The following is a 26,295-nucleotide window of genomic DNA, read 5'->3' as shown; positions in this document are numbered from 1 at the left end:
AACTAGTCCTGTTCGTCAGGCTCGTCGGCATTGCGAGCAATCGCCACGATAGTCACGCCGTCCGGAAGGTCCATCAGCTTGACCCCCATTGTGTTCCGGTCACGCGTACGGCGTACAGGCTTCACCGGAGTCCGGATGACGCCACCGTTGCTGGTGATAGCGAACAGCTCATCGTCCGGGTCGATCACGACAGCGCCGACCAGACCACCGCGTCGCTCGGTGATCTTCGCAGTCAGCACACCCTTACCTCCCCGGCCCTGCACCGGGTATTCCTCTATCGGGGTACGTTTCGCGTACCCGCCGTTCGTGGCCACCAGAACGTCCAGACCCTCCCGGACGACCTCCATGGCCAACAGTTCATCTTCCTCGCTGAAGCGCATGCCGATCACACCGGAGGTCGCCCGACCCATCGGGCGCAGGGCCTCGTCCGTGGCGTTGAACCGGATCGCCTGGGCGTTCTTCGAGACCAGCAGCAGGTCATCGCTGGGAGCGACGAGCGCAGCACCGACCAGCTCGTCCTCATCGCGAAGGTTGATCGCGATGATGCCGCCGGACCGGTTGGAGTCGAACTCCTCAAGCCGCGTCTTCTTCACCAGGCCGTTCTTCGTCGCCAGGACCAGGTAGGGAGCCACCTGGTAATTCGGGATTTCGATGATCTGTGCGATCTGCTCGTCCGGTTGGAAGGCGAGCAGGTTGGCCACGTGCTGGCCCTTGGCCACCCTACTGGCCTCCGGAAGCTCGTACGCCTTGGCCCGGTACACCCGCCCCTTGTTCGTGAAGAACAGCATCCAGTCGTGCGTCGAGCAGACGAAGAAGTGGCTGACGATGTCGTCCTGCCGCAGCGTGGCGCCACTGACGCCCTTGCCGCCCCGCCGCTGCGATCGGTAGAGATCAACCTTGGTCCGCTTGGCGTACCCGGTCCGGGTGATCGTGACGACCACGTCCTCCCGGGCGATGAGGTCCTCCATCGAGACCTCGCCGTCGAACGGGATGATCTTGGTGCGTCGCTCGTCGCCCCACTTGGCGACGATCTCCCCCAACTCCTCCGAGACGATCCGCCGCTGCCGCTCCGGCTTGGCCAGGATGTCCTTGAGGTCGGCGATCTCGACCTCCAGCTTGGCCAGATCGTCGAGGATCCGCTGCCGCTCCAGCGCGGCGAGCCGGCGCAGCTGCATGTCCAGGATCGCGGTCGCCTGGATCTCGTCGATCTCCAGCAGCCGGATCAGACCCTGCCGGGCGTCCTCCACCGTCGGCGAGCGCCGGATCAGGGCGATCACCTCGTCGAGCGCGTCCAGGGCCTTGGACAGACCGCGCAGGATGTGCGCCCGTTCCTCCGCCTTACGCAGCCGGAACGCCGTCCGCCGCCGGATCACCTCGATCTGGTGCTCGACGTAGTAGCGGATGAACTGCGCCAGGTTCAGCGTGCGCGGCACGCCGTCGACCAGCGCCAGCATGTTCGCGCCGAAGGTCTCCTGAAGCTGCGTGTGCTTGTAGAGGTTGTTCAGCACCACCTTGGCGACCGCGTCGCGCTTGAGCACCAGCACGATCCGCATACCGGTACGCCCGGAGGACTCGTCCCGGATGTCGGCGATCCCGCCGAGCTTGCCCTCCTTGATCAGCTCGGCGATCCGCTCGGCCAGGTTGTCCGGGTTCACCTGGTACGGCAGCTCGCTGACCACAAGCGCCGGCCGACCCCGCTTGTCCTCCTCCACCTCGACCACGGCCCGCATCCGGATCGAGCCACGACCCGTGCGGTACGCGTCCTGGATGCCCGACTGACCGACGATCAGACCGTGGGTGGGGAAGTCCGGGCCCTTGACGATCTCCAACAGCGCTTCGAGGGTGTCGGCCTCGTCGGCCTCCGGGTGCTCCAGGCACCACTGCACCGCCGCGCCGATCTCGCGCAGATTGTGCGGCGGGATCTTGGTGGCCATGCCGACCGCGATGCCCTCGGAGCCGTTGATCAGCAGGTTCGGGATCCGCGACGGCAGGATGGTGGGCTCCTTGGCCCGACCGTCGTAGTTGTCCTGCAGGTCGACGGTGTCCTCGTCGATGTCCCGCAGCATCTCCATCGCCAGCGGGTCGAGCTTGCACTCGGTGTTGTGGCTGACGAACCCGTCGGAGACGAACGAGTGGTCGTCGGTGTCGACCCGGATGCTGTAGACCGGCTGCACGCCCGCGTCCGCTACCTCGGCCACCTCGGCGTAGTAGAAACGCCCGTCGACCAGCGGCTCGACCACGTCGAGCACCTCGGCGTTGGTGATCCGCGCCGCGATCTCGTCGCGGTCCCGCTCCCACCGCTCGACCCGGTCCACGTTGTGCCGACGCAGCCAGTCCCGCTCGGTCCACCGGTTCGCGCCGTGCGCACGGATGAAGTCGCCGACCAGCGGCACGTGGTCGCTGGAGAGCGCGGTGCTACTCGCCGGCACCGCTGCCAGCTCGGACTCCAGCTTGGCCTGCTTGCGGCCGAGGAAGCCGACCTGGGCGGCGAAGATCCGCGCGTCCCGACGGTTGGTGACGACGACCTTGATCTCGCCGCTGTCGTACCGGCACTGCCGGCTGATCACGCCGAACTCCAGCAGCAGTTGCTGCACCTCGCGGGCCAGGCGCTCGCTGCGGGTGGAGTAGCTGATCTGGATGGTGTTGCGCGGCAGCAGCGAAGAGGAGCCGTCGCCCTCGAAGATCGCCTGGAGGAAGGCCCGTTTGATGGCGGCCGGCCCCTGCCAGACGAACTCCGGCACGAACTTCGCCGCGCTCCGCGCACCAACCAAGTCACCGAGGATCGATCCCGAGAAATCGGTAGTCCAGCCGCGTAGCTTGTGCAGCGTCTTGCCGGTGATGGTCGTTTCGGTTCCGACCCAACGTCGACCACCTACGGCGAGGTCGTAAGCGGCTAGGACGCGGACAAAGAACTCCCGATCGCAGTTGTCGAAGCCGACGCGGTCAGCAGATGTCCAGCCCTCACTGACATAAGCGCCCGCGAGGACTGCGGCCTCGACGTGCTCCAGCATCGGGTAGCCGATCTCGTCCGGCACGCTGCGCTGGAGGACCACCCGGTCACCGGGGGAGATCTCGGCGAGCAGCTTCCAGAGCAGGGTCGGCACGCCTGCCACATCCACCAGGCAGAGCACGGGGTGGTTGTGGGTGCCGGTCAGTTCGTACCCCTCGCGGGTGCGCAGCCGCAGCGTCGGGTGCTCACCTGAGTGGAAGAACTTCGAGGCGTGGACCAGGTCGCCGTTGCGGTCGCGGACCTTGAGGTCGATGTCGGTCTCGCTGCTCGACACGGCGCCGGGCACCACGTCGCCGATCCGCACGCTTCCGACAGCGGTGCGAATACGGGCATTTGCCGTAACGCAATATCTCATGGCCGCAGCCGGATCATTTCCGGGGGAACCGAAGTTGCCGTTGCCGTCGACCAGTGGGTAGCGCAGCGACCAGGGCTGGGCCATCCGCACCAGGGCGTCGTAGATGGCCGAGTCGCCGTGCGGGTGGAACTGGCCCATCACGTCGCCGACAACCCGGGAGCACTTCACGTAGCCGCGGTCCGGCCGGTAGCCGGAGTCGAACATGGCGTACAGGATCTTGCGGTGGACCGGCTTGAGCCCGTCCCGGACGTCCGGCAGCGCCCGCCCGACGATGACGCTCATCGCGTAGTCGAGGTAGGAGCGCTGCATCTCCACCTCGAGCCCGACCGGCTCGATCCGGTCGTGCGAGACGACGGCGGCCAGCGCCTCGGGGACCTCGGGCTCGTTAGGTGTGGACTCGGGGGAATCGGTCACTGTTAACCCTTATCAGACTGAGTGTCGCTTTTGTGCTGTGGATAACGGCTGTGGATACCGGCCAAGCTGTGGATAACTCTGTGGACCCGTACCGGCCGGAACGCTCCGGCCCGGTACGGCGTCCGTCAGATGTCCAGGAACCGAACGTCCTTGGCGTTGCGCTGGATGAACGAGCGGCGCGCCTCCACGTCCTCACCCATCAACACGCTGAACAGCTCGTCGGCGGTTGCCGCGTCGTCCAGGGTCACCTGGCGCAGCGTACGGGTGGCCGGGTTCATCGTGGTCTCCCACAGCTCCGGGTAGTTCATCTCGCCGAGACCCTTGAACCGCTGGATGTCGTCCGGCTTGGCGTTCGGCTTCTTCTGCTGACGCAGGGCGATCAGCCCGTCGCGCTCCCGGTCGGAGTACGCGTACTGCGCGTCGTCGCCCTTCCGGTTCCACTTGATCTTGTAGAGCGGTGGGGCGGCCAGGTAGACGTGGCCGAGTTCGACAAGCGGCCGCATGAAGCGGAACAGCAGGGTGAGCAGCAGCGTCTGGATGTGCTGGCCGTCGACGTCGGCATCGGCCATCAGCACGATCTTGTGGTACCGCAGCTTCTCGATGTCGAAGTCGTCGTGGATGCCGGTGCCGAGCGCGGTGATCAGCGCCTGCACCTCGTTGTTCTTCAGCACCCGGTCAATCCGGGCCTTCTCCACGTTCAGGATCTTGCCGCGAATCGGCAGGATCGCCTGGGTACGCGGATCCCGTCCCTGCTTGGCCGAGCCGCCGGCCGAGTCACCCTCGACGATGAACACCTCGGACTCGCGCGGGTCGGTGGACTGGCAGTCGGCCAGCTTGCCCGGCATCGAGCCGGACTCCAGCAGCGACTTGCGCCGGGCCAGCTTGCGGGCCTGCTGGGCGGCGATCCGGGCCCGGGCCGCCTGGGAAGCCTTGGTGATGATGATCTTCGCCTCGGCGGGGTTGCGGTCCAGCCAGTCGACCAGCCGGTCGTTGCAGACCCGCTGGACGAAGCTCTTCACCGGCGTGTTGCCGAGCTTGGTCTTGGTCTGACCCTCGAACTGCGGGTTCGTCAGCTTGACCGAGATGATCGCGGCCAGGCCCTCGCGGATGTCCTCACCGGAGAGCTTCTCGTCACCCTTGAGCAGTTTCTTGTCCGTGCCGTACCGGTTGACGACGCTTGTCAACGCGGCCCGGAAGCCCTCCTCGTGGGTGCCGCCCTCGTGTGTGTTGATGTTGTTGGCGAAGGTGTAGACCGACTCGCCGTACGACTCGTTCCACTGCATGGCGATCTCGAGCGACATGCCCTCTTCTTCGGCACCGTACTCGATCACCGTCTTGTGGATCGGGGTCTTCGAGGCGTTGAGGTGGCGGACGAAGTCGGCGATACCGCCGTCGTACTTGAAGGTGACCTCGCGGAGCTTGCCCTCCTCGCCCTCCGCGACCCGCTCGTCCAGCAGGTGGATGGTGAGGCCACGGGTCAGGAACGCCATCTCCTGGAGCCGGCGGTAGATCGTCTGGAGGTCGAAGTCGACGGTCTCGAAGACGTCCGGGTCCGGCCAGAAGGAGACCGCCGAGCCGGTGCGGTCGGTCGGCTCGCCCTTCTCCAGGGCGGTCGGCTTGGAGTGGTGGTACTGCTGCCGCCAGACGAAGCCGTCCTTGTGGATCTCCACGGCCATCTTGGTGGAGAGGGCGTTGACCACGCTGACGCCGACGCCGTGCAGGCCGCCGGAGACCGCGTACGCCTTGCCGTCGAACTTGCCGCCCGCGTGCAGGACGGTCAGGGCCACCTCGACGCCCGGCTTCTTGAGCTTGGGGTGCAGGTCGACCGGGAAGCCGCGGCCGTTGTCGGTGACCCGGACGCCGCCGTCGGCTTGCAGCACCACGTCGATGGTGTCGCAGTGGCCGGCCAGCGCCTCGTCCACCGCGTTGTCGACGACCTCCCACACGAGGTGGTGCAGGCCGCGTTCGCCGGTGGACCCGATGTACATGCCGGGCCGCTTGCGGACCGCCTCCAGCCCTTCGAGAACGGTGATCGACTCGGCGCCGTACTGCTGATTTTCCTGCGCTGCCACCCTCGGCCACTTTCTCGCGCCCGGCGCGCCACAGGGCACGTCGAACGCGGGTTCGGCGGACAGGCGCGACGTCGGCACGCGGACCGGCACCGGGGACAATCCGGGGTACGGGTCGAACGCGCCGGTCGCCGCGGTTGCCCGCGGATCGCGATCGGCTCGACCCGAGTCGGACGGATGATCGCGGGCCCGCACCGGACCCGTGACCCGTCACTCCGCACCGGGTCTTCGTCTCACGCCAATCTTACTGTGCGCGGGCGATAGAACCACCACTCGGCACCCCTTCGCAGCGGCTCAGATCTCCGTAGCGGGCCGAATCGCGCTGTCCGCGACTCCCCCTACACGCCACGGCATGATCAACGGATCTGTCGCGTGACGGCGCTGCCGGGCCCGGCGGTGAGAGGTGGGCGGTACCGGTCGGTACGACCCGGGACGGGCGATCCGTGACCCTCGGGTTGCCGCAGCGGCCTTGATCTTTCAACGTTGGAACCGGACGATCGACCCGATCCACTCGCCCGTGCCTTGAGAGGTGACACCAGATGGGGCTGGACAACGTCGCGGTTCAGTGGCCGCGGACCGGCCGCTTCTACGACCCGGTCGCACCGGCCGAGTTCGTCGATTTCGGCGACATCGTGGACGTGCCGGGGATATCGGCGCCGACCGCCGCGCTCGCTGAGCTGATCGCGAAGACAGGCACGGTCCGGGCCACCGCGTACACCGAAGTGGTGGATCTGATCCTCGGACTCGATGGTGTGCTCTACGCCACAGACGCCGCCGCCGAGGACGAGGATCCGGTGATCGACCCGGACGGGTGCGGCTGGATCGCGGGCGGCATCGAACGCTTCGTGGCCACGCACCGCCCGCACGGGGAGGCGGTCACCTTCGAGTCGGTGGGTACGGTGCTGCGTTCGCTGCTGGCCGACGGCCGCCTGGCCGAGCAGCAGCTACGGTGGCTGGACAGCCGGCTGGACGCGCTGCGTGACGACAGCGGTGCCGCGCCGCAGTGGACCTTCACCTGCGCTGAGCTGAGCGTGCTCGCCGCCTTCTACCGACGCTGCGCCGACAACGGCTTCGCCGTCTACGCCGAGTCGGCGGCACCTCGCCGGGCGGCCCAGACGTAGCCACGGTCCCCGGACGCCGCCCCGACGGTCAGCCGTAGGTGTCGCGGGGGCCCCGGCCGCGTACCCGTCGTGGGCCGCGTGACCAGGATGGGGCGGCCGGGCCGTGGATGTGCAGTTTGCGGACCACGTTGTGGCCGACCTCGCGAGCGATCTGCTGCAACAGCGAGCCGGCAAGCAGCCGCAGCTGCGTCGCCCAGGCCGTGGAGCGGGCCTCCACGGTCAGTTCCCCGTTCTCCAGCTTCACCGGGCGGCTGTGCTGGGCGACCTCCGCGCCGACCACCCGTTCCCAGGCGCCGAAAACGGTGGCCTCGGCGGCCGGCTGTTGCCAACCACGGGCCTTCACCAGCCGGTTGAGCACCGCGCCGAGCGGCTGCGGGTCACGCGGGTCCGGGCCGGGCCCGGAGTAGCCGCGCAGCCGGCGCTCGCCGTCGCCACCCCCGGTCGCGGTGCGGCGGGGCCGGCCGGCGGCCTCCCGCCGCGCCTTCGCCGCGTCAAGCACCGCGCGGGCCAGTTGCGGGCCGGAGACGCCCTCGCCGTCGCCGGTCACCGGCACGGTGCCGCCGTCCTCCGCCGTGGGCGCTGCGGCTGGCGGCTCCGCCGGGCGGCTGGCGGGCTTGTCGGTGCGGCCGCCGTCGCCAGTGCCACCCTGCCTGGCGGTACGCGCACCGCGTCCCGCAGCCGAGCCACCCGGCTGCCCCTGGGGTGCGCTGTCCGGCGGCTGTGGCTCAGTCGGCACGACGCACCGCCCCCTCCGTCACCTCGTACCGGGCGCCACGCAGGGCGGCTGGCACGTCGTCGGCGACCGCGCAGGTCACCAGCAGTTGGCTGGCTCCGCCGACCAGTTCGGCGAGTCGGTCCCGCCGGCCCGCGTCCAGTTCGGCGAAGACGTCGTCGAGCACCAGCACCGGTTCGATGCCGTCGTTGCGCAGCAGGTCGTAGCCGGCCAGCCGCAACGCGAGCGCGTACGACCACGATTCGCCGTGGCTGGCGTAGCCCTTGGCCGGCAGGGGGCCGAGGGTGAGGCTGAGTTCGTCGCGGTGCGGGCCGACCAGGGTGGTGCCGCGTTCGATCTCGGCGGAGCGGGACTCCTCCAGTGCGGTGGTGAGTGCCGCCGCGAGGACCTCCCGGTCGGTGGTGGGTTCGGCGAGGTCCACCGAGGGGCGGTAGCTGATTCCCGCCGCGCCGCGGCCGGCGGCCACCGCGTCGTACGCCTTGGTGACGTGCGGGGCCAGGGCGGCGACCAGTTCCAGCCGCCCGGCGAGCAGTTCGGCGCCGTGCCGGGCCAGGTGGGTGTCCCAGACGGCGAGGGTGGACAGGTCACCGCCTCGCGACCCGCCGGTCTTGCGGGCGAGGTACGCGGTGCGCAGCAGCGCGTTGCGTTGTTTGACCACCCGCTCGTAGTCGGCACGCACCCCGGCGTAGCGGGGTTGGCGCAGCACCAGCAGGTCGTCGAGGTAGCGGCGGCGTTCGGCCGGATCGCCCCGGACCAGTTCGAGGTCTTCCGGGGCGAAGAGCACCAGCCGCAGCGCGCCCAGCACGTCCCGGGCCCGGCGGGCCGGGGAGCGGCCGAGGCGGGCCCGGTTGGCCTTACCCGGGACGATCTCCAACTCCACCAGGAGTTCGCGGCCGTCGTGCACCACCGCGCAGCGGATCACCGCGGCGGTGGCACCCATCCGCACCAGCGGGGCATCGGTGGCGACCCGGTGTGAGTCGAGGGTCGCGACGTAGCCCAACGCCTCGACCAGGTTCGTCTTGCCGACGCCGTTGGCGCCGATCAGGACGTTCGGGCCCGGTTCGAGGTCGACGCCGATCCGCTCGTACGAGCGGAAGTCGACCAGTTCGAGCCGGCGGACGTACACGGGGCCGCGGTGCCGGTCAGGGCTTGCGTACGGCGTGCCCGCCGAACTGCTGCCGCAGTGCGGAGACGGCCTTCAGCGCCGGTGAGTCGTCCTGACGGGAGGAGAACCGGGCGAACAACGAGGCGGTGATGACGTTGAGCGGTACCGCGAGCCGGACCGCCTCGTCCACCGTCCAGCGACCCTCGCCGGTGTCCTCGGTGTAGTCGCTGAGCTGGGTCAGCTCGGGGTCTTCGTCGAGGGCCCGGTCGAGCAGGTCCAGCAGCCAGGAACGGACCACCGTGCCCTCACGCCAGGACTTGATCACGCCGGGCACGTTCGTCACCAGCTCGGAGGCGGCCATCAGCTCGTAGCCCTCGGCGTAGGCGTGCATCAGGCCGTACTCGATGCCGTTGTGCACCATCTTGGCGTAGTGCCCGGCACCGACCGGCCCGGCGTGCACGAAACCGTACTCGCCGTCGGGCTTGAGCGCGTCGAAGATCGGCAAGAGCCGGTCGACGTGTTCCTGCGCGCCGCCGACCATCAGGCCGTAGCCGTTCTGCCGGCCCCACACCCCGCCGGAGACGCCCACGTCGACGTAGCCGATGCCACGTTCGTGCAGCCGCTCCGCGCGGGGGGCGTCCTCGCTGAACCGCGAGTTGCCGCCGTCGATGATGAGGTCGCCCTCGTCGAGCACGGCGGCCACCTCGTCGATGGTGGCGTCGGTGACGGCGGCGGGCACCATCACCCATACCGCGCGCGGCGCGTCCAGCTTCTCGGCCAGTTCAGCCATGCTGGCCACATCGCTGCGCTCCAGGTTGTGGTCGAGACCGACCACCTCGTGACCGGCGGTGCGCAGCCGTTCGCGCATGTTGCCGCCCATCCGGCCGAGTCCTACCAGGCCGAGCTGCATCTCTGGTGACCTTTCGTGGGTGCGGTTGGCTCTGCCGGTCAGCGGGACACGCGGATCGGCATGATGAGGTACCGGTACCCACCGATGAGCTCGCCATCCTCGCCGGCGGGGGAAATGACCGCAGGCTTGAAGGCGTCGACGAAGTGCAGCACGGCGAACTGGGTGCCGAGGTTGGACAACCCGTCGATGAGGTACTGCGGGTTGAAACCGATGGTCAGCGGTTCGCCGGTGAAGGTGGCCTCCATGGCCTCGCTGGCCCGGGCCTCCTCGGTGCCGCCGGCCTCCACCACCAGCCCGTCGGCGCTGAAGCTGAGCAGCACGGGAGTGGCGCGCTCGGCCACCAGGGCGACCCGCTTGACCACCTCGATGAGGGTGCTGACCGGCAACCGGGCCTCGGCGTTGTGACTGGTGGGGAAGAGCGAGCGGACCGGCGGGTAGTTGGCGCCGTCGAGCAGCCGGCTGGTGGTGCGTCGGGTGCCACCGGAGAAACCGATCATGCCTTCGCCGGCGGCGCCCTGGGACAGGGCCAGCACCACCTGGCCGCCGAGGGGGCCGAGGGTCTTGGCGGTGTCGTTGAGCGTCCGGGCGGGGACCAGCGCGTTGAGGCTGATCTCCGGGTCGTCCGGGTTCCATTCCATCTCGCGCAGGGCCAGCCGGTAACGGTCGGTGGCGAGCATGGCCAGATTGCCGCCGGAGAGCTCGATGCGTACCCCGGTCATCATCGGCAGCGTCTCGTCCCGGCTGGCGGCGATTGCCACCTGTGCCACCGCTGCGGCGAACGCGGCGGCGTCGACCGTGCCGGCGCTGGCCGGCATCTCGGGCAGGGTGGGGTAGTCCTCCACCGGCATGGTGGGCAGGGTGAACCGGGCGCTGCCGCAGACCAGTTCGAGGTGCGCCCCGACGGCGGCGATGTCGACGGGCTTGGCCGGCAACGCCTTGGTGATCTCGGCGAGCAGCCGCCCGGAGACCAGCGCAGCGCCGTCGGCGTCGCCCTGCACCTCCACGGTGACCTGGCTGCTGACCTCGTAGTCGAAGCCGGAGACCTGCAAGCTGCCGTCGGTGACGCGCAGCAGCACCCCGGCCAGCACCGGTACGGATGGCCGGTTGGGCAGGCTCTTCGCGGTCCAGGCCACGGCCTCGGCGAGCGCGTCGCGCTCCACTCGGAACTTCATTAATGCCTCCGCGTCGACGTCGACGTCGTCAACTCTCTCATGCCGGACGCTGCCCACCGACCCGCCTGGCGTGCGGGTACCCCTCGCACCTTAGGGCGCGAGGGTATCGGCTGTGTGCCCGACCCCGTGGATCGTGTCGCTGCTGACGGGTCTGTCCCGGCAGCTGGCGACCGATCCACAGGAAGTCCAACGGTGATGATTGGTTTTTGTTCTTTTAGAAGAGATAACTCATCGTCTTCATCGCACCTGTGCAAACTGTGGAGAACCCGAGTATGGGCAGGTCAGATAGGTTATCCACCGGTGGTTTTGCTGTGGATGGGCGGGGGGAAAACCCGGCCGGCGATCCACAGGCGGTCTCCGTGCACACGGTTGTCCACCGTCGTCCACCGGTTGTCCACCGGTAATCCACCGACTTTCTCCCCAGACCTGTGGATCGTCGCGGGCGTCTCGTCCGCCGTCATCCCCAGAACCTTCAACAGCTTCCCCACAGGCAGCCGTCCGTCGGTGGACAGCGCCGGTGGTTGTCCCCAGGCGTCCACAGCGGTCCACAACGTTGTCCCCAGGGTTTCTCCACAGGCTGTGGGTAACTGGGCGCTGACGGCGCGTGTTCATCCACCGTCCGTGGATAACGAGCTGTGGACAACGAGTGGCAGGCGGTGTGGACACGCCTTCGATGGTGTGGCCTGAACCTCGTTGAGGGTCAACCCGATGAGCGCGAAAAAGGGCCCGACCGGAACCGGCCGGACCCCTCGCCGTGAACGTACGACGGGCGTACCCCTCAGGTGTTCTGCTTGATCCGGTTGGTCAGCTCGGCGATCTGGTTGTAGAGCGAGCGCCGCTCGGCCATCTGCTGGCGGATCTTGCGGTCGGCGTGCATGACGGTGGTGTGGTCCCGCCCGCCGAAGGCCTGGCCGATCCGGGGCAGTGACAGGTCGGTGAGCTCGCGACACAGGTACATGGCGACCTGACGGGCGTTCACCAGTACCCGCGAGCGGGAGTGCCCGCGCAGGTCCTCCAGGCTGACCCCGAAGTAGTCAGCGGTGGAGACCATGATCTGGTCGGCGGTGATCTCCGGCCCGGCGCCGTCCGGAATGAAGTCCCGGAGCACCTCCTCGGCCAGCGACAGCTCCACGTTCGACCTGGTGAGACTGGCGAACGCGGTGACCCGGATCAGTGCTCCCTCCAGTTCCCGGATCGAGTTGGACACCCGGGAGGCGATGAACTCCAGCACGTCCGGCGGCGCGTAGAGCCGTTCCTGCGCCGCCTTCTTCTGCAGAATCGCGATCCGGGTCTCCAGGTCCGGTGGCTGGATGTCGGCGAGCAGGCCCCACTCGAAGCGGGTCCGCAACCGGTCTTCCAACGTCGCCAGCTGCTTGGGCGAGCGATCGGAGGTGATCACGATCTGCTTGTTGGCGTTGTGCAACGTGTTGAAGGTGTGGAAGAACTCCTCCTGGGTCCGCTCGCGGTTCTCCAGGAACTGGATGTCGTCGATCAGCAGGATGTCGACGTCGCGGTAGCGGCGTTGGAAGGCGCTGGTCTTGTCGTCCCGCAGCGAGTTGATGAAGTCGTTGGTGAACTCCTCGGTCGAGACGTACCTGACCGAGCGGGCGTTGCCCAACGTCGTGGCGTAGTGGCCGATGGCATGCAGCAGGTGGGTCTTGCCCAGTCCGGAGCTGCCGTAGATGAACAGCGGGTTGTACGCCTTCGCCGGTGACTCGGCCACCGCCACCGACGCGGCATGCGCGAATCGGTTGGACGAGCCGATGACGAACGTCTCAAACATGTACTTCGGGTTGAGCCGGTTACCGCCGCTGTCCGCGCCGGTGGGCAGCCGTCGGTCGTCCCGGCCCACCGGTCGCTGATCCGGGCCACTGCGGCCGGGCCCGCTGTCGGTGCCTCCGTCGGCCGGTATCGCCCGGATCACATGCTGGTCGCGGGGCGAGACGCCGGGCTCGTCGCCGTACCGGGGCGCGAAGCCGCGCGCGCCGGTGGACGCTCGGTCCAGGTGCCCGCCCTGCTCGGTGAAGCCCAACCGCTCCGGCGCCCGTCGTCCGGTGTTCTCCGTCGGCCGGACGGGCTCGCCGAACCCGGCACCGAAGAGAGTTTCCTGACCGTCGGGGGCTGAGGTGCGGGAATCGTCCTCGACGCGCGGGGCGTCCGGCAGCGGCGGCCGGTCGAAACGGCCGGGGTGCGGCTGCTCGGGAATCAGCGGCAGTTGCCGCCCGCCGTCGAGACCGGTCGACCGGTCGTCGACCTCGCCGGGACCGTGGTCCACCGGGTCCGACTCGGGAGCGCTGCGGTAGACGGTGCCGATGGTCCGCCCGTCCTCCGGTACCCGGACGGTGACGGCGACCTGGATCGGCCGGCCCAGCCGGCGGGTGAGCGCCTCGGTGATGGCCGGGCGCAGCCGGGACTCGATCACGTCCCGGGTGAAGGCATCCGGCACGGAGAGCAGGACGGTGTCCTCGACGATCGCCCGCAGCCGGGTCAGCCGCAGGTAGGCCCGCTGCTGCGCGGAAATGATCTCGTCAGCGAGTTCGTCGGTCGTCGCCGTCCACACCGCGGCAAGGTCGGTCGTACCGGCCACCGTCGTGCCACCCCCTCGCCTCTGCTCCCGGACGTCGCCGTCTCCCGGTGGCCCGTACCGGCGGGCGAGATCACGCCACCCACCCGGTCGCCGCACCCGGTCGTTCTCCACAAGTTATCCACAGCCTGTGTACCGACCGATTGTGGCCGCCCGCCGGGCTCGGGTCGGACCTGCCCCCTGCCGTGGCCGGGCACTGAAGCGGGGTTCACCGTGCCGAACGATTCACTACCGTGTCCGGTCTTGCCTGCCGGCGACATCGGCACAACTCCGACGCTGACCGCAATCGGGCACGGTAACAGCGTTGTCGCCGCGTCTTCAACCGCCGACGCGGGTCACCCCTGTCGGCATTCGTGAAAACCACCGCTTCGGTCGTCTTGCGTCGCAGCTCATCGTCCGAGTGGCCAGGTTTGACGCTGATTGCCCCCCGACCTAGGCTGGAGGGGCTGCTCTCACGCCCTCTGCTAGGGTGATGGGTGCTCGCTGCCTGCGGTCGCGCACCGCACAACCGAGGTCACGCACCGACGGGCAGCACCGATCGGGGCCACCACAGCGGCGGCCCGGACCACCACGACCCGGCGATCCACTCGTCCGGGGCGTCCGACAACGGAGAGCCTGACGTGAGCAAGCGCACCTACCAGCCGAACAACCGCCGGCGCGCGAAGACCCACGGCTTCCGGCTGCGCATGCGCACCCGGGCCGGCCGCGCCATCATCTCGACCCGTCGCGCCAAGGGTCGCGCCCGCCTGTCGGCCTGAGGCCGGTCAGGTCCGCTCCGGAGGACGTGGCAGTCGTGCTGGCGGCCGCCCAACGACTGCGGCGCAGCAGCGACTTCGCCGCAGCGGTTCGCGGTGGCCGGCGGGCCGGCCGCGGCGCTCTGGTCGTCCATCTGACCGTGCCGAACGCAGCCGGATCCGACAATGCAGCGCCGAAGCCGGCGCGGGACAACGCGGAGGCAGACTCCCCGCTGGTGTCCCGCGCCGGCTTTGTGGTTTCCAAGGCGGTCGGGCCGGCAGTGGTCCGTAACCGGGTGCGCCGCCGGTTGCGGCATCTGACCCGGGAACGCCTCCTCGACCTGCCGGCCGGAAGCACCCTCGTGGTACGCGCCCTGCCGGCCGCGGCTGACGCCACGTATCAACGGCTCGGCACCGACCTGGATGCGGCGCTCGTCGCCGCTCGGTCCGGCCGGGGGCGGCGGCCTCGATGAGCGCCGAGCAGACATCGTCGCGCCCGGCTACCCCGGGTGCCCGGGTGCTGACCCTGCCTATCATCGCGTACCGTCGGTGGATAAGTCCGGCGTTGCCGGCCCGCTGTCGGTTCTACCCGTCGTGCAGCGCCTACGCCCTGGATGCGGTGGCCCGGCACGGCGCGCTCCGGGGAGCCGGCCTGACGGTCCGGCGACTGTTGCGCTGCCACCCATTCCATCCTGGTGGATACGACCCGGTTCCGGAGCCGGGCGGCCGCCGACCTGCCGACGTGACTGGAGCCTGAGAATTGAGTCTCGACTGGATCTACTACGCGATCTCGTGGATCCTGCTGGCCTGGCACTCGGCCTGGGACGCCATCGGCATTCCGGACACTGCGGTCCTCGGCACCAACTGGGCGTGGATCCTCGCCATCGTCTTCCTGGTGGTCACCGTCCGGGTCATCCTGTTCCCGGTCTTCGTCAAGCAGATCAAGTCGCAGCGGGCCATGCAGGCGCTGCAGCCGCAGGTGAAGGCCCTCCAGGAGAAGCACAAGGGTGACCGGGAGACGCTCCAGAAGGAGATGATGGAGCTCTACCGGAAGGAAAAGGCCAACCCGCTCATGGGCTGCCTTCCGATGTTCCTCCAGATCCCGGTCTTCCTCGGCCTCTTCCACGTCCTGCGCCGCCTCAATCCGGACCCGGCGAAGAACAACAAGGACATCTACGGCTGGACCGTCGACCAGTTCAACAGCGCCTCTGACGCAACTCTGTTCACCGCCCCGATCGCCAGCAAGTTCGGCTCGACCGCGGCGGAGCTGGCGCAGCTCGGCGCCAACGGCACCGTTGTGAAGATCATGGCCGGTGTCCTGGTGCTGGTGATGATGGGTACCACCTACCTCACCAGCCGTCAGATGATCCTCAAGACGGGCTGGGCGGAGGACCCGCAGCAGCGCATGATCCAGCGCCTGATGCTCTACGGCATCCCGCTGTCTCTGCTGGTCTCCGGTGCCATCTTCCCGATCGGTGTGATCATCTACTGGGTCACCAACAACCTGTTCACCCTCGGGCAGCAGCAGTGGGTGCTGCGCAAGTTCCCGCCGCCGGTGACCGCGACCAGCGGCAAGCCGGGCACCTCGGCGCGGAACGGGGCGCAGCCCGCGAAGTCCGGTGGGCTGTTCGGCCGGAGCAAGCCGGCTGCCGTTCCGCCGCCCCCGGCCGCGCCGAAGATCGCCGGTCCGAAGCCGGGCGCCAAGCCGGTCAACCCGAAGAAGGGCCGCCCCGCCAAGCGGCAGGGCTGAATCGTCCGGGCCGCCGCCGGGAGACCGGCGGCGGCCCGTTGCGCGCCGTGCTGCCGCCGTCAGGCCGGCGCCGGAACGTGAAGCGCCACGCGTGCCGTGGCGGACGGGCGAGACTGCCCTACAGACGTGCCCGTGGGCACCGGCGACGTCCCGCCGGCCGCGGGGAACCAGCGGACCCGAGGTCCGGCCGAGCGAGTACGGAGATGACACCGTGACCGACACCAGCATCCCCCGCGCTGAACAGCCCCTGGACCACGAGGAGCCGACCGCGGCGGCTCCGGTCGAGGGCGAGCCGGAGGAGACCGACGCCGAAGCGGCACCGAGCAAGGCTCCCGGAGAGAGCGACCTGTTCCGGCAGAGCGAGATCGCGGCCGACTACGTGGAGGGGCTGCTCGACATCCTCGATTACGACGGCGACATCGACGAGCTGGTGTCGGGTGGCCGCCCGGTGGTCGAGGTCGTCGGTGGCCGCCTGCAGAACCTCGTCGGCCAGCGCGGCGCGACCCTCGAAGCACTTCAGGAACTGGCCCGGCTCGCGGTGTTCCGGCAGACCGGCTCGCCGAGCCGCCTGCTGCTCGACGTCGGCGGGTACCGGGCCAACCGGCGTAAGGAACTGGCTGCGGTTGCCCGCAACGCCGTCGAGAAGGTCAAGGAGCACGGCGAGCCGGTGCGGCTGGAGCCGATGTCCGCCTTCGAGCGCAAGTGCGTCCACGACGTGGTCAACGCCATCGACGGGGTGGAGAGCGAGTCCGAGGGCGTCGAGCCCAGCCGGCGCATCGTCGTCCGTCCCGCGGACTGACGGGTGCGGCAAGACGACGCCAGCGGCGGTGCCGCGTCCGGCCCGGGTGGTATGCCGCCCGGGCCGGCGGCTGTCCCGCCTCAGCCCACCACCGCGGTGCTGCCGCCCGAACTGGCCGGAGCGGCGAGCCAGCTCTTCGGCGTACGCCTCGACGTCGCGGCCGCCTACGCCGAACTGCTCGCCACCGACGGGGTGGTACGAGGGCTGATCGGTCCACGCGAGGCCCCCCGGATCTGGGATCGTCACCTGCTGAACTGCGCGGCAGTGGCCGAGCTGATCCCACCGGGCGCCTCCGTGCTGGACGTGGGATCGGGTGCCGGCCTGCCCGGTCTGGCGCTCGCCATTGCCCGGCCCGACCTGGCGATGACGCTCATCGAGCCGTTGGCCCGCCGTACCGCCTTCCTCGACGAGACGGTGGAGGCGCTCGGCCTGACCGACTCCGTACGGGTGTTCCGCGGTCGAGCCGAGGAAGCGGGCGCGGTGTCGGAGGTTGGGCCTGGGGACGTGGTCACCGCTCGGGCGGTGGCACCGCTGGACCGGCTGGCGGGCTGGTGTCTGCCCCTCACCGGAATCGGCGGCCGACTACTCGCCCTGAAGGGTGCCTCGGTGGCGGAGGAGATCTCCGAGCATGCCGAGGCGGTGCACCGTCTTGGTGGCGGTCCACCCGTACTGCATCGGTGTGGTGAAGGCGTCGTGGATCCGCCGACCACGGTGGTTGAGATCGTCCGGGAGAGGCTGGTCGGCCCGGCGGCCCGGACGTCGTCCAGAAAGTCGCGGGCGCGTCGACGGTAGCCGGAGCGCTCCGCTCTCGGGGTCTTCGCACGGATGACCTGGGCCGGTACGCCGCAGACAGCCGCGAAAGTCAGCGTTCCGAGGCGGGTTACCCGTTCCGCTGCGCGCGCCGCGACCGGCGGGTTGCGAACCCGACGTGGACCGGCCGCGCCCGTGCGCCGTAGGCTGGCCGCGCGTCGATAGTGTGGAGCGGGCGGCGATGGATCTCCCTCCGGGGCCCGGCCGCTCCCGCCGGGCGGTACCTCTGCGGAGAGCACGCGAGTGGCCCGGTTGACGGGTGCGGACCGACCATCCGAAGCGGGCAGGGATGACAGGTGCATGACGACGGCAGGTACGACGATCCGCGCGTGACCGGGTCAGCAGGCGACCCTGTTTCACGTGAAACCGAATATCCGAACTGGCGGCCTTCCGAGGTGCCGCAGAGCCCACCGGAACCCGGTCGGAACGCGCCGACGTCGGGTGTTCCGTGGTCGGGGGCCGGCGACGGACGCGACGGTACGGACGCGAGTGGCCGCCCGGTCAACGCGTCTCCCGACGCGCGGGTGATCCCGATCCGCCGGAACACCTCCGCCTCTGCTCGGTTCGAGGTGGCGGCAGCGCACCCCCCGACATCCGCGGTGGTGCCGGATCCTCGGCCGGCTTCCGACACGCCCGCGCCTGCCGACGGGTCCTACCCGTCAGCTGCGCCCGAGGCCGCGTACGTTTCACGTGAAACCCCGACGCGCGAAGAGGATGACCCACCCTTGGCAATGGAGGCGATGCGCGCCGTGCAGATCCTGAATCCCAGTGGCGAGGTGACGATGCCTCGGCCCGACCGGACCCGGGTCATGTGCGTCGCGAACCAGAAGGGCGGTGTGGGTAAGACCACGACCACGGTCAACCTCGCGGTGGCGCTGGCCCTGCACGGCAACCGGGTGCTCGTGGTTGACCTTGACCCGCAGGGCAACGCCTCGACCGGCCTCAACGTGCCACACCACACCGGCGTGCCGGACGTCTACGACTGTCTGATCAACAGTGTGCCGCTGGAGGACGTGACCCAGGCGGTGGAGGGCATCCCCAACCTCTGGTGTGTGCCGGCCACCATCGATCTCGCCGGTGCCGAGATTGAGCTGGTGTCCGTGGTGGCCCGCGAGTCGCGTCTCGACCGCGCCATCAGCGCCTACCCGGGGCACTTCGACTACGTGTTCATCGACTGCCCGCCCTCGCTCGGCCTGCTCACCGTAAACGCGTTGGTGGCCGCGCAGGAGGTGCTCATCCCTATCCAGTGTGAGTACTACGCGCTTGAGGGGCTCAACCAGCTGATCAACAACATCAACCTGGTGCGTCAGCACCTCAACCCGCGGCTTGAGGTCTCCACGATTCTGCTCACCATGTACGACCGTCGTACCCGGCTCGCCGACGCGGTGGAACAGGACGTTCGGAACCACTTCGGCGACAAGGTGCTCCAGGCGGTGATTCCGCGTAACGTGCGGGTCTCCGAGGCACCCAGCTACGGCCAGTCGGTGATGACCTACGATCCCGGTTCGCGAGGTGCGACGAGCTACTTCGAGGCGGCTCAGGAGATCGCCGAGCGGGGCGTCAAGGAGCCGGTGAGCCGGAATGCGTAGCGGGGATGAGGCGCTGGGAGGCGTGGCATGAAGAACCGTCCACGGGGCGGTCTGGGACGGGGCCTGGGGGCGCTCATTCCGACCGGGCCCGCACCCAACGCTGGGGCTGCCGTCGGCGCGTCGACGGCGGGAGTGAGCGGGTCGACGGCCGTGGTGACGCCGGCCCCGATGCCGGTGCCGTCCCCGACCATCGAAGCTGACGAGATGCTGAGCCCGGTGCCCGGTGCGCGCTTCGCGGAGATCCCGGTCGACTCGATCGTGCCCAACCCGAAGCAGCCTCGCCAGGTCTTCGACGAGGAGGCCCTGGAGGAACTGAAGACCTCCATCCAGGAGGTTGGCTTTCTCCAGCCGATCGTGGTGCGGCAACTCGACGGCGAAAAGTTCGAGCTCGTCATGGGCGAGCGCCGGTGGCGTGCCGCGCAGGCGGTCGGTCGGGAGAACATCCCGGCGATCGTCCGCGACACCCGGGACGACGCCATGCTGCGCGACGCGCTGCTGGAGAACATTCACCGGGCGAACCTCAACCCGCTGGAAGAGGCGGCCGCCTATCAGCAGTTGCTGGAGGAGTTCGGCGCCACCCACGAGGAACTCGCCAGGCGCATCGGTCGAAGCCGGCCGCAGATCTCGAACACCATTCGGCTGATGAACCTGCCGGCACCGGTACAGCGACGTGTGGCGGCCGGTGTCCTCTCCGCTGGACACGCCCGGGCGCTGCTCAGCCTGGAAAATCCGGAGACCCAGGAGCAACTGGCACTGCGAATCGTCGCCGAGGGACTGTCGGTCCGTGCCACCGAGGAGATCGTCGCGCTCGCCCTCAACGAAAGGCCGGGCAAGCAGGAGTCGGCAAAGCGTCGACCGAAGCCGCACGCCCCGGCGCTGACCGATCTCGCGGACCGCCTCTCCGACCGATTCGACACCCGCGTGAAGGTCGACATTGGGCGGAGCAAGGGCAAGATCACGATTGAGTTCGCAACCGTCGACGACCTTGAGCGGATCGTCGGCATCATCGGAGTAGAGCCCGAAGAACCGGAGAACTGAACAACCGAACCACAAGGCCGCCTCGTCGAACTGGGACGAGGCGGCCTTGTGGTATCGGGACGAGGTGGCCTTGTCGTCATCCGGGTAGCCGCAGTACGCGGCAAAGATCGGCCTCGCCGGCCCGCACCGAACGGCCGGCATTGCCCAGGCTTCCGGTGCCACTCCAGGTATTCCGGTGCCGCTGCCGGTAGTCCTGCCGCTCCCGCCACCGCTGCCGGTAGCCGCTGGCGGCAGTCGGCTGTCGCACCGGCTTCCGCTGCTGCCGGTGCACGATGGCCTTACGGGTCAGCTTGCGTTGTGGGCGAGGGTGCCGTCCGTCCGTCGCCACCCTCCCTCGCGTCACCATCCCAGCCTGACGGGCAGTGCGCCCTCGACCGGCTCGGACAGAGGCGAGCCGCATCGGCCGCAAGTCCGCAAGGCGAGGCGGTACGCATCTTCGCCCGATCAGGCGGCACGGCGCGGCGACCCGCCTCCAGAATTGCCGTCACGAGCGGCCCACGCGGGTCGCTGCCGTTGGCACTCGGGAGCGATCGCTGCACGGCCACGCAGACCGTACCGGCCCCACCCGTTCCGCCGTCGGGGCTGCCGTGCAGACACCGAGACCACCGCGCTCGACTCCGGGGACTCCCGACTTGCGGCATGTCGGGCCCCCGGACCAGAGCGATGGCGCGACATACCGCAAGCCGTGACCCGATTGGCGAATCCGGCACCGGACGGAGGTGGTCTCGGTGGGCCCCTGCGGTCGCGCTGGCATGGGGCAGTCGCAGGACGTCGGTGACGACCGAGGGACTTGCAGGGCAGCGGACGGACGGAAGCCGCCCAGGCAGCTTGGCCGGGCAGTTCACCCTGTTGGAGGCGGCCAGAGACGGAGACCGGCCCTGGGCCGGACCGACAGGGCAGCAGTCCGCCGGCCAGTCGGAACGGGCGCAGCCCTGTCGGAGCGACCCAGCAAAGAGCGGCCCAGAAGAAGCGGCCCAGAAGAAAGCGGCCCCGTAGAGAGGCCCAGTATGGAGGCTTAGTAGAGCGCGGCCGAGTGAGGCGCGAGCGATCCACGACCGGGGCGACGGCGGGCACATGGTTCGACCGGGTGTCAGAGCCGCACGGCCCAGAGCGCACGGCCAGAGATGGGGTCGCTCAGAAGGTCCACTCAGAAGGCGCGGCGCAGAAGAACCCAGAGCGCACGGCTCACAAGGGTCCGCGCAGAAGGGTCGACTCAGAAGGGTCCGCGCAGAGCGGGTCGGCCGGGCGGTCGCCTCGATGGTCTCGCCCGGTGCGGTGATAAAGCCGCAGCGCCAGAGACCCGGAGCGCGCGGCCCAGGCGAGCGGACGCTTCGGGTAGGCGGCGGGTCGGACAGGGCGGCGTTTCACGTGAAACGCGGGTGTCGAGCGCGGCCGCAGAGTCCCCGCTCCTGGCGCGGCGGGATTGGTCGGGTCCGCAGGTGATGTGTAGCGCGGTGCCGGGCGCGAAAGAGACGCCGGTTGCGGGTGCAGACGCCGGGTTGCGTTCCCTCAGTGGTGACGGGCGGGAGGCGGCGCATGCCAAGGGTCGACCGACCAAGCGGCGGCAGGCTCAACAGCCGGGCTCGAAGGTGACGTTCCATTCACCCGAGCCGTCGGACCCTCCGGCCGGACCCCGCAGCAGTGCGGGAGGCTGGACGAGGGCCTGGTCGACCGATGATCGAGGAGCGCTCCTCGGGAGTCACGCCGGTCAACGAGGCGACAGGCCGATCGGCACCGGCCTGCGGCCAGCGGGCCGCTGGCGGTCGGCCCAGCTCTGGTCGCCGTGCGCGGCTCGTGGTTTCACGTGAAACGACGGTGTTGGGTGCGGGCGTCGAGCGGAGTGGCCTGTGCTCGCCGGCGTGCCTCGCTTCGTGATACCCGCGTCGGAACGTCTGCCCGGCGAGGCCGCTGGTCCGCTGATGTTATCCACACCAGTTGTCCACAGGCTCGCGCCGTTTCACGTGAAACATGACCCGAAACCCCTTGTCGAAGCGCGACAGCGGTGCGAATTCGACGACCGGCAGGCCTGTGGATAACCCTGGGGAGAACTATCCGGCGTCCCCTGTCTCGACATTCGAGCGCTGGGAAGAGTCGAAGACGTTTCGGTAGGGACAGTGGTCGCGGACTCGGTTAGGGTCAGCGTCGTGCACGACACCCCTCCCTCAATCCCGGACTTCACCCAGTGGCCGTCCTTCCCCTTCGAGGGCGACCTCCGAGTCAAGCCACTCGCCGATCCGGTCCCTGTCGAGCCGCCCCGCAAGGGTGAGGCTCACCGAGAATGCACCGCCTGCCTGGCACCCGACGAGGCCTACATCTGGGTCGGTGAACGCTGGCGCGTACGAGCCATGGACCGGCCGACCGGCCTGCCGATGGTCCTCATCCTGGAGTCGCGGTCGCACCTCGATCTCGGGGACCTGCCGAATCTCCTTGCCGCCGAGTTGGGCGTGATGACGGTACGGCTGGAACGCGCCATCCGCTCGCTCGACGGGGTGGCCCGGGTGCACGTCAACCGCTGGGGCGACGGGTCCGCCCATCTCCACATGTGGTTCCTCGCCCGGCCGTACGGTCGGCTCCAACTCCGTGGCACCTTCCTGTCGCTCTGGGACTCGATCCTGCCGCCGATTTCGGAGGAACAGTGGCGGGAGAACCTCGCCCTCGTTGCGGCCTGGCTGGCCGAGTTTGGTGGGCGGCCGCTCGCCGAACCACCCCGCATCCAGTGGCAGGCGCCGTCCAGCCTGGCTGCGCAGTCAGCCGCTCCCGAGACGAAGCCGGTTGAGGGAGGGTCGCTCCTGGACGCCATCGGCGAGACAGCTGAACCACCTGACACCCCGGGCGCCAGTATCGATTCGGAGGCGTCGAACGCCGCGGCTTCGGGGCCGACCGGGGACGCGGCAGTGGGGCCGACTGGGGACGCGGCAGGGGGGCGAGCAAAGGACGTAGCTCAGCCTCAGGAGGAAGCAGCGGACGTGGCCGCCAGCGAGGCGGCTGGTGCTGTTCCGACGCGACAGCCGTCCGCCGATACGGACGGTCCGCCGCAGCCCGAGGGCGGCCCACAGGCCCAGAGCGGCCCGCAGGGCGAGGCTGGTCCACAGGCCCAAACCGGCCCGCAGGGCGAGGCTGGTCCACAGGGCGAGGGCGGTCCACAGGGCGAGGCCTCCGCGAATACGCGGGGAGCGGAGACGGCCGAGACGGAGAGGGCGCAAGCCGAGACGCCAACTGCGGGTCGAGCGACGACGACCGGCGAATCGGGCCCTGAGAGCGACCGGCAATAGGACTCGCCGAGACGGGCAGCCCTGCCGAGACGGCTGGCCGAGCTGCGGCGTGCCCGGGCGCTTCGGCTGGCGGCGTTGTCGTCGTCGGCCGCGCGGCCGACTCGTCGCTCACCGCACGCGGTCGGGGCGCTGGTGACGGTGGCGGCGGACCTGCCTCCAGGCAACCGGAGCGCCCTCCGCCGCGCCTCATCCTCGGCCAGGACCCGCCGCGTCAGCCTCGGCCAGGACCCGCCGCGTCAGCCTCGGCCACGACCCGCCTCGTCTCCATCGCCCAATTGCCGGTCGCGCTGAGGTGCTGGACCGAGCACGCCCACCGATCGCTCCAGTCCAGGATCGGTGGGCCGAGTGCGGTGCGCGTGTGGCCGGCGGCCAGAGTCCGAGCAGCGGGTACCGGCCGAATTCAGTGTCGGGTGGGGGGAGATCAGCGGCCTGCGGCGCGGGCGACCAGGTTTCCGATCACGCGTCCGAAATCCAGACCGGCAGCCTGTACAGCGAGCGGCAACAGCGACGTCTCGGTCATCCCCGGCGAGACGTTGACTTCGAGTACGTGTGGCTGACCGGTCGCGTCGACGATCAGATCGACCCGGCTGAGGTCACGCAGGCCGAGGGCGGCGTGGGCTGCCAGGGCGACCTGGGCCACCGACTCGGCGACAGCGGGCTCCAGGCGGGCCGGGGTGTGCCAGGTGGTGCGTCCGGCGGTGTAGCGGGCCGCGTAGTCGTAAACCCCGTTGCGAGGCACGATCTCCACGGCCGGGAGCGCCTGCGGACCGTCGCCCAGGTCGACCACGGAGACCGCCACGTCCATGCCGGGAACGTACCGTTCGACGAGCGCCGTCGAGTCGTACGCGAAACAACCCACCATGGCGGCCGGCAGCGACGCCGCGTCCCGGACCACGGCGGCGCCCAGGCCGGAACCGCCCTGGGCCGGCTTCACCATGAGCGGCAGCCCCAGCCGGTCGACGATGCGGTCCAGCACGGCCACCGCGCCGAGTTCGCTGAACCGGTCGTGCGGCAGGGCGACCCAGTCGGGGGTGGCGATGCCGGCCTCGCGCAGCACGGCCTTCGCCGACGGCTTGTCCCAGGCGAGGCGGGAAGCCCGAGCGTCACATCCGACGTACGGCACGCCACACAGGTCCAGGACGCCGCGCAGCGAACCGTCCTCGCCGGTGGCGCCGTGCAGGGCGATCACCACGGCGTCCGGTGGGTCCGCCGTCAGCGCGGGCAGCAGGGCAACGTCGGCGTCGCGCAGTTCGGCCTGCATCCCGACGGCACGCAACGCGTCGAGCACCCGGCGGCCGGAGCGCAGCGACACGTCACGCTCGTACGACAGACCGCCGGCGAGCACGAGCACGTGAAGATCGGTGGTCTCGGGACCCGACACGGCGGGTTCTTCGGCAGCGGTGACACCCATGCCGGGCATCATGCCAAGTCTGGTCCTGGCGCGTCCCAGCCGGTCCGGCCTCGCCGGGCGCCGGGCTCGCCGACCGCACCGAAAACCCGCCGCATGGCGATGTCCTGTTCCATCACGCTGGCCAACCGGCGCACGCCCTCCCTGATCCGCTCCGGCGGCGGGAACGAGAAGTTGAGCCGCATGTGGCCGTTGCCGCTGCCGTCGGCGTAGAAACCGGTGCCGGGCACGTACGCCACCCGTGCGGCGATGGCCCGGGGCATCATCGCCTTCGAATCCAGCCCGTCGGGCAGCGTGGCCCAGACGAAGAGGCCGCCGCCGGGCACCGTCCAGCGGGTGTCGGCTGGCATCAGGTCGCCCAGCGCGGTGAGCATCGCGTCCCGTCGCTCCCGGTAGACCTCCCGGTAGACCTTCAGCTGCTGACGCCAGGGCATGGTGCCGAGGTAGGTGCTGACAGCGGCCTGCGCGTACGCGCTGGGACAGAGGATCTGTGCCTCGCTGGCGATCACCAGCTTGTCGCGTACCGCGTGTGGCGCGAGAATCCAACCGACCCGCAGCCCCGGCGCGAACGTCTTGGAGAAGGTGCTGAGGTAGAAGACGCCGTCCCGCCGCCGCGCCCGCAGCGGCGCGGGCGCCTCGCTTTCGAAGCCCAACTGGCCGTACGGGTCGTCCTCGACCACCAGCAGCCCGGCGCGCTCGCAGATGTCGAGCACCTGTTCCCGTCGCTGCTCGGTCAGCGTCACGCCGGTCGGGTTCTGGAAGGTGGGGATGGTGTAGAGGAACTTGACCCGGCGTCCGGCCCGGGCCTGCTCCGCGATGGCGAGCTCCAGCGCTGCCGGGATCAGACCCTCGTCGTCCATGGGCACGTGTACGACCTGTGCCTGGGCGGCCTGGAACACGCCGAGTGCGCCGACGTAGGTCGGCCCCTCGGCGAGCACCACGTCACCCGGGTCCAGGAAGAGGCGGGCCACCAGGTCGAGTGCCTGCTGCCCGCCGACCGTCACCACCACGTCCTCCGGGGAGGCCCCACAGGCGGCGTCGATGCCGGAGAGGGACATCACCTCGCAGATCCGCTCCCGCAGCTCCAGGGTGCCCTGACCGATGCCGTACTGCAGGGTGGTGCTGCCGTGCTCGGCACCGAGCCGGCCGAGCATCTCGCCGACGGCGTCCAGCGGCAGCGCGGCGATGTACGGCGCGCCACCGGCGAGGGAGACGACCTCCGGTCGACTGGCTACCGCGAACAGCGCTCTGATCTCCGAGGCGGTCATTCCCCGGACCCGCCGGGCGTACCGGTCGGTGTAGTCGTCGAGTGTCGTGCCGGTCATCACATCACCCCGATGGCTGCTCGGACGGCTCCGGTCCCGGATACCCAGGACACCGGCGACCATGGCGGTACGGCGCGCCGGATGTCGATCCTAGCCG

General features: G+C 69.7%; 20 protein-coding genes. 10 read left to right on the top strand and 10 right to left on the bottom strand.

Translation table 11 applies throughout. The annotated features are described in order from the left end of the window. Positions 1 to 2: 2 nt before the first annotated feature. Together gyrA and gyrB are read right to left on the bottom strand one after the other, a co-directional pair. Positions 3 to 3,779, bottom strand: a complete 3,777-nt coding sequence (gyrA, locus tag KBX50_RS09385; protein ID WP_210936321.1) for an intein-containing DNA gyrase subunit A — start codon at positions 3,777 to 3,779, stop codon at positions 3 to 5. Positions 3,780 to 3,904: 125 nt separating this feature from the next. After that, positions 3,905 to 5,851, bottom strand: coding sequence for a DNA topoisomerase (ATP-hydrolyzing) subunit B (gene gyrB / locus KBX50_RS09380; protein WP_210936320.1), 1,947 nt, complete (start codon positions 5,849 to 5,851; stop codon positions 3,905 to 3,907). 536 nt (positions 5,852 to 6,387) lie between these two features. Here gyrB and KBX50_RS09375 point away from each other — a divergent pair. Beyond that, positions 6,388 to 6,969, top strand: coding sequence for a hypothetical protein (locus KBX50_RS09375; protein WP_210936319.1), 582 nt, complete (start codon positions 6,388 to 6,390; stop codon positions 6,967 to 6,969). A gap of 28 nt (positions 6,970 to 6,997) precedes the next feature. On the opposite strand, the gene KBX50_RS09370 is transcribed toward KBX50_RS09375, so the two are convergent. The 5 genes from KBX50_RS09370 to dnaA all read right to left on the bottom strand — a co-directional run bounded on the left by KBX50_RS09370 (position 6,998) and on the right by dnaA (position 13,476). Beyond that, a complete protein-coding gene (locus tag KBX50_RS09370; RefSeq protein ID WP_307870897.1) occupies positions 6,998 to 7,522 on the bottom strand; it encodes a DciA family protein in 525 nt (174 codons plus the stop codon). 172 nt (positions 7,523 to 7,694) lie between these two features. After that, the gene (gene recF, locus KBX50_RS09365; protein ID WP_210936318.1) at positions 7,695 to 8,828 is read right to left on the bottom strand and encodes a DNA replication/repair protein RecF; all 1,134 of its coding nucleotides are present in this window, start codon (positions 8,826 to 8,828) and stop codon (positions 7,695 to 7,697) included. A 16-nt stretch (positions 8,829 to 8,844) separates the two neighbouring features. Beyond that, complete coding sequence (gene gnd / locus KBX50_RS09360) at positions 8,845 to 9,717, bottom strand: phosphogluconate dehydrogenase (NAD(+)-dependent, decarboxylating) (RefSeq protein WP_210936317.1); 873 nt, start codon at positions 9,715 to 9,717, stop codon at positions 8,845 to 8,847. Positions 9,718 to 9,755: 38 nt separating this feature from the next. Next, on the bottom strand, positions 9,756 to 10,889 hold the full coding sequence (gene dnaN, locus KBX50_RS09355; RefSeq protein ID WP_210936315.1) for a DNA polymerase III subunit beta: 1,134 nt from the start codon (positions 10,887 to 10,889) through the stop codon (positions 9,756 to 9,758). 778 nt (positions 10,890 to 11,667) lie between these two features. Beyond that, positions 11,668 to 13,476: a chromosomal replication initiator protein DnaA gene (gene dnaA / locus KBX50_RS09350; protein ID WP_210936313.1), complete on the bottom strand. Its 1,809-nt coding sequence runs from the start codon at positions 13,474 to 13,476 to the stop codon at positions 11,668 to 11,670. 617 nt (positions 13,477 to 14,093) lie between these two features. Between dnaA and rpmH the strand changes: the two genes are divergently transcribed. The 8 genes from rpmH to KBX50_RS09310 all read left to right on the top strand — a co-directional run bounded on the left by rpmH (position 14,094) and on the right by KBX50_RS09310 (position 20,193). Continuing rightward, on the top strand, positions 14,094 to 14,231 hold the full coding sequence (gene rpmH / locus KBX50_RS09345; protein ID WP_013736606.1) for a 50S ribosomal protein L34: 138 nt from the start codon (positions 14,094 to 14,096) through the stop codon (positions 14,229 to 14,231). A gap of 35 nt (positions 14,232 to 14,266) precedes the next feature. Next, positions 14,267 to 14,680, top strand: coding sequence for a ribonuclease P protein component (rnpA, locus tag KBX50_RS09340; RefSeq protein ID WP_210936369.1), 414 nt, complete (start codon positions 14,267 to 14,269; stop codon positions 14,678 to 14,680). After that, the gene (yidD, locus tag KBX50_RS09335; RefSeq protein WP_210936310.1) at positions 14,677 to 14,964 is read left to right on the top strand and encodes a membrane protein insertion efficiency factor YidD; all 288 of its coding nucleotides are present in this window, start codon (positions 14,677 to 14,679) and stop codon (positions 14,962 to 14,964) included. Before rnpA ends, yidD begins: the two co-directional genes overlap by 4 nt. 3 nt (positions 14,965 to 14,967) lie before the next feature. Continuing rightward, positions 14,968 to 15,957 (top strand): membrane protein insertase YidC, encoded by a 990-nt coding sequence (yidC, locus tag KBX50_RS09330; protein ID WP_210936308.1) that lies wholly within the window; start codon positions 14,968 to 14,970, stop codon positions 15,955 to 15,957. 211 nt (positions 15,958 to 16,168) lie between these two features. Continuing rightward, positions 16,169 to 16,756 carry a R3H domain-containing nucleic acid-binding protein gene (locus tag KBX50_RS09325; RefSeq protein ID WP_210936307.1) on the top strand — a complete coding sequence of 196 codons (588 nt, stop codon included), beginning with the start codon at positions 16,169 to 16,171 and terminating at the stop codon, positions 16,754 to 16,756. A 51-nt stretch (positions 16,757 to 16,807) separates the two neighbouring features. Beyond that, complete coding sequence (gene rsmG, locus KBX50_RS09320; RefSeq protein WP_210936367.1) at positions 16,808 to 17,548, top strand: 16S rRNA (guanine(527)-N(7))-methyltransferase RsmG; 741 nt, start codon at positions 16,808 to 16,810, stop codon at positions 17,546 to 17,548. A 314-nt stretch (positions 17,549 to 17,862) separates the two neighbouring features. Next, positions 17,863 to 19,155 (top strand): AAA family ATPase, encoded by a 1,293-nt coding sequence (locus KBX50_RS33280; RefSeq protein ID WP_307870893.1) that lies wholly within the window; start codon positions 17,863 to 17,865, stop codon positions 19,153 to 19,155. A 27-nt stretch (positions 19,156 to 19,182) separates the two neighbouring features. Beyond that, complete coding sequence (locus tag KBX50_RS09310; RefSeq protein ID WP_210936306.1) at positions 19,183 to 20,193, top strand: ParB/RepB/Spo0J family partition protein; 1,011 nt, start codon at positions 19,183 to 19,185, stop codon at positions 20,191 to 20,193. A gap of 76 nt (positions 20,194 to 20,269) precedes the next feature. Here the strand turns inward: KBX50_RS09310 and KBX50_RS09305 are convergent, their stop codons facing one another. Further along, on the bottom strand, positions 20,270 to 20,536 hold the full coding sequence (locus KBX50_RS09305; RefSeq protein WP_210936305.1) for a hypothetical protein: 267 nt from the start codon (positions 20,534 to 20,536) through the stop codon (positions 20,270 to 20,272). Between the two features lie 1,822 nt (positions 20,537 to 22,358). Here KBX50_RS09305 and KBX50_RS32715 point away from each other — a divergent pair. After that, complete coding sequence (locus KBX50_RS32715; protein WP_307870896.1) at positions 22,359 to 23,465, top strand: hypothetical protein; 1,107 nt, start codon at positions 22,359 to 22,361, stop codon at positions 23,463 to 23,465. Between the two features lie 421 nt (positions 23,466 to 23,886). Here the strand turns inward: KBX50_RS32715 and KBX50_RS09295 are convergent, their stop codons facing one another. Continuing rightward, positions 23,887 to 24,876: a D-alanine--D-alanine ligase gene (locus tag KBX50_RS09295; RefSeq protein WP_210936304.1), complete on the bottom strand. Its 990-nt coding sequence runs from the start codon at positions 24,874 to 24,876 to the stop codon at positions 23,887 to 23,889. Between the two features lie 8 nt (positions 24,877 to 24,884). After that, positions 24,885 to 26,198 (bottom strand): PLP-dependent aminotransferase family protein, encoded by a 1,314-nt coding sequence (locus KBX50_RS09290; protein WP_210936303.1) that lies wholly within the window; start codon positions 26,196 to 26,198, stop codon positions 24,885 to 24,887. Positions 26,199 to 26,295: the final 97 nt, after the last annotated feature.

Origin of the sequence: Micromonospora sp. C51 (assembly GCF_018070435.1) — a bacterium.
GTDB lineage: Bacteria > Actinomycetota > Actinomycetes > Mycobacteriales > Micromonosporaceae > Micromonospora > Micromonospora sediminimaris.
The sequence above is the reverse complement of the archived record's forward strand: the minus strand, read 5'-3'. Positions and strand labels throughout refer to the sequence as shown.

Excerpts from the sequence above, each read along its gene's own strand:
- KBX50_RS09310 (WP_210936306.1), top strand. The coding sequence starts at position 19,183 with ATGAAGAACCGTCCACGGGGCGGTCTGGGACGGGGCCTGGGGGCGCTC.
- dnaN (WP_210936315.1), bottom strand. The coding sequence starts at position 10,889 with ATGAAGTTCCGAGTGGAGCGCGACGCGCTCGCCGAGGCCGTGGCCTGG.
- KBX50_RS09290 (WP_210936303.1), bottom strand. The coding sequence starts at position 26,198 with ATGACCGGCACGACACTCGACGACTACACCGACCGGTACGCCCGGCGG.
- yidD (WP_210936310.1), top strand. The coding sequence starts at position 14,677 with ATGAGCGCCGAGCAGACATCGTCGCGCCCGGCTACCCCGGGTGCCCGG.
- rsmG (WP_210936367.1), top strand. The coding sequence starts at position 16,808 with ATGCCGCCCGGGCCGGCGGCTGTCCCGCCTCAGCCCACCACCGCGGTG.
- KBX50_RS09375 (WP_210936319.1), top strand. The coding sequence starts at position 6,388 with ATGGGGCTGGACAACGTCGCGGTTCAGTGGCCGCGGACCGGCCGCTTC.
- KBX50_RS09295 (WP_210936304.1), bottom strand. The coding sequence starts at position 24,876 with ATGGGTGTCACCGCTGCCGAAGAACCCGCCGTGTCGGGTCCCGAGACC.
- gnd (WP_210936317.1), bottom strand. The coding sequence starts at position 9,717 with ATGCAGCTCGGCCTGGTAGGACTCGGCCGGATGGGCGGCAACATGCGC.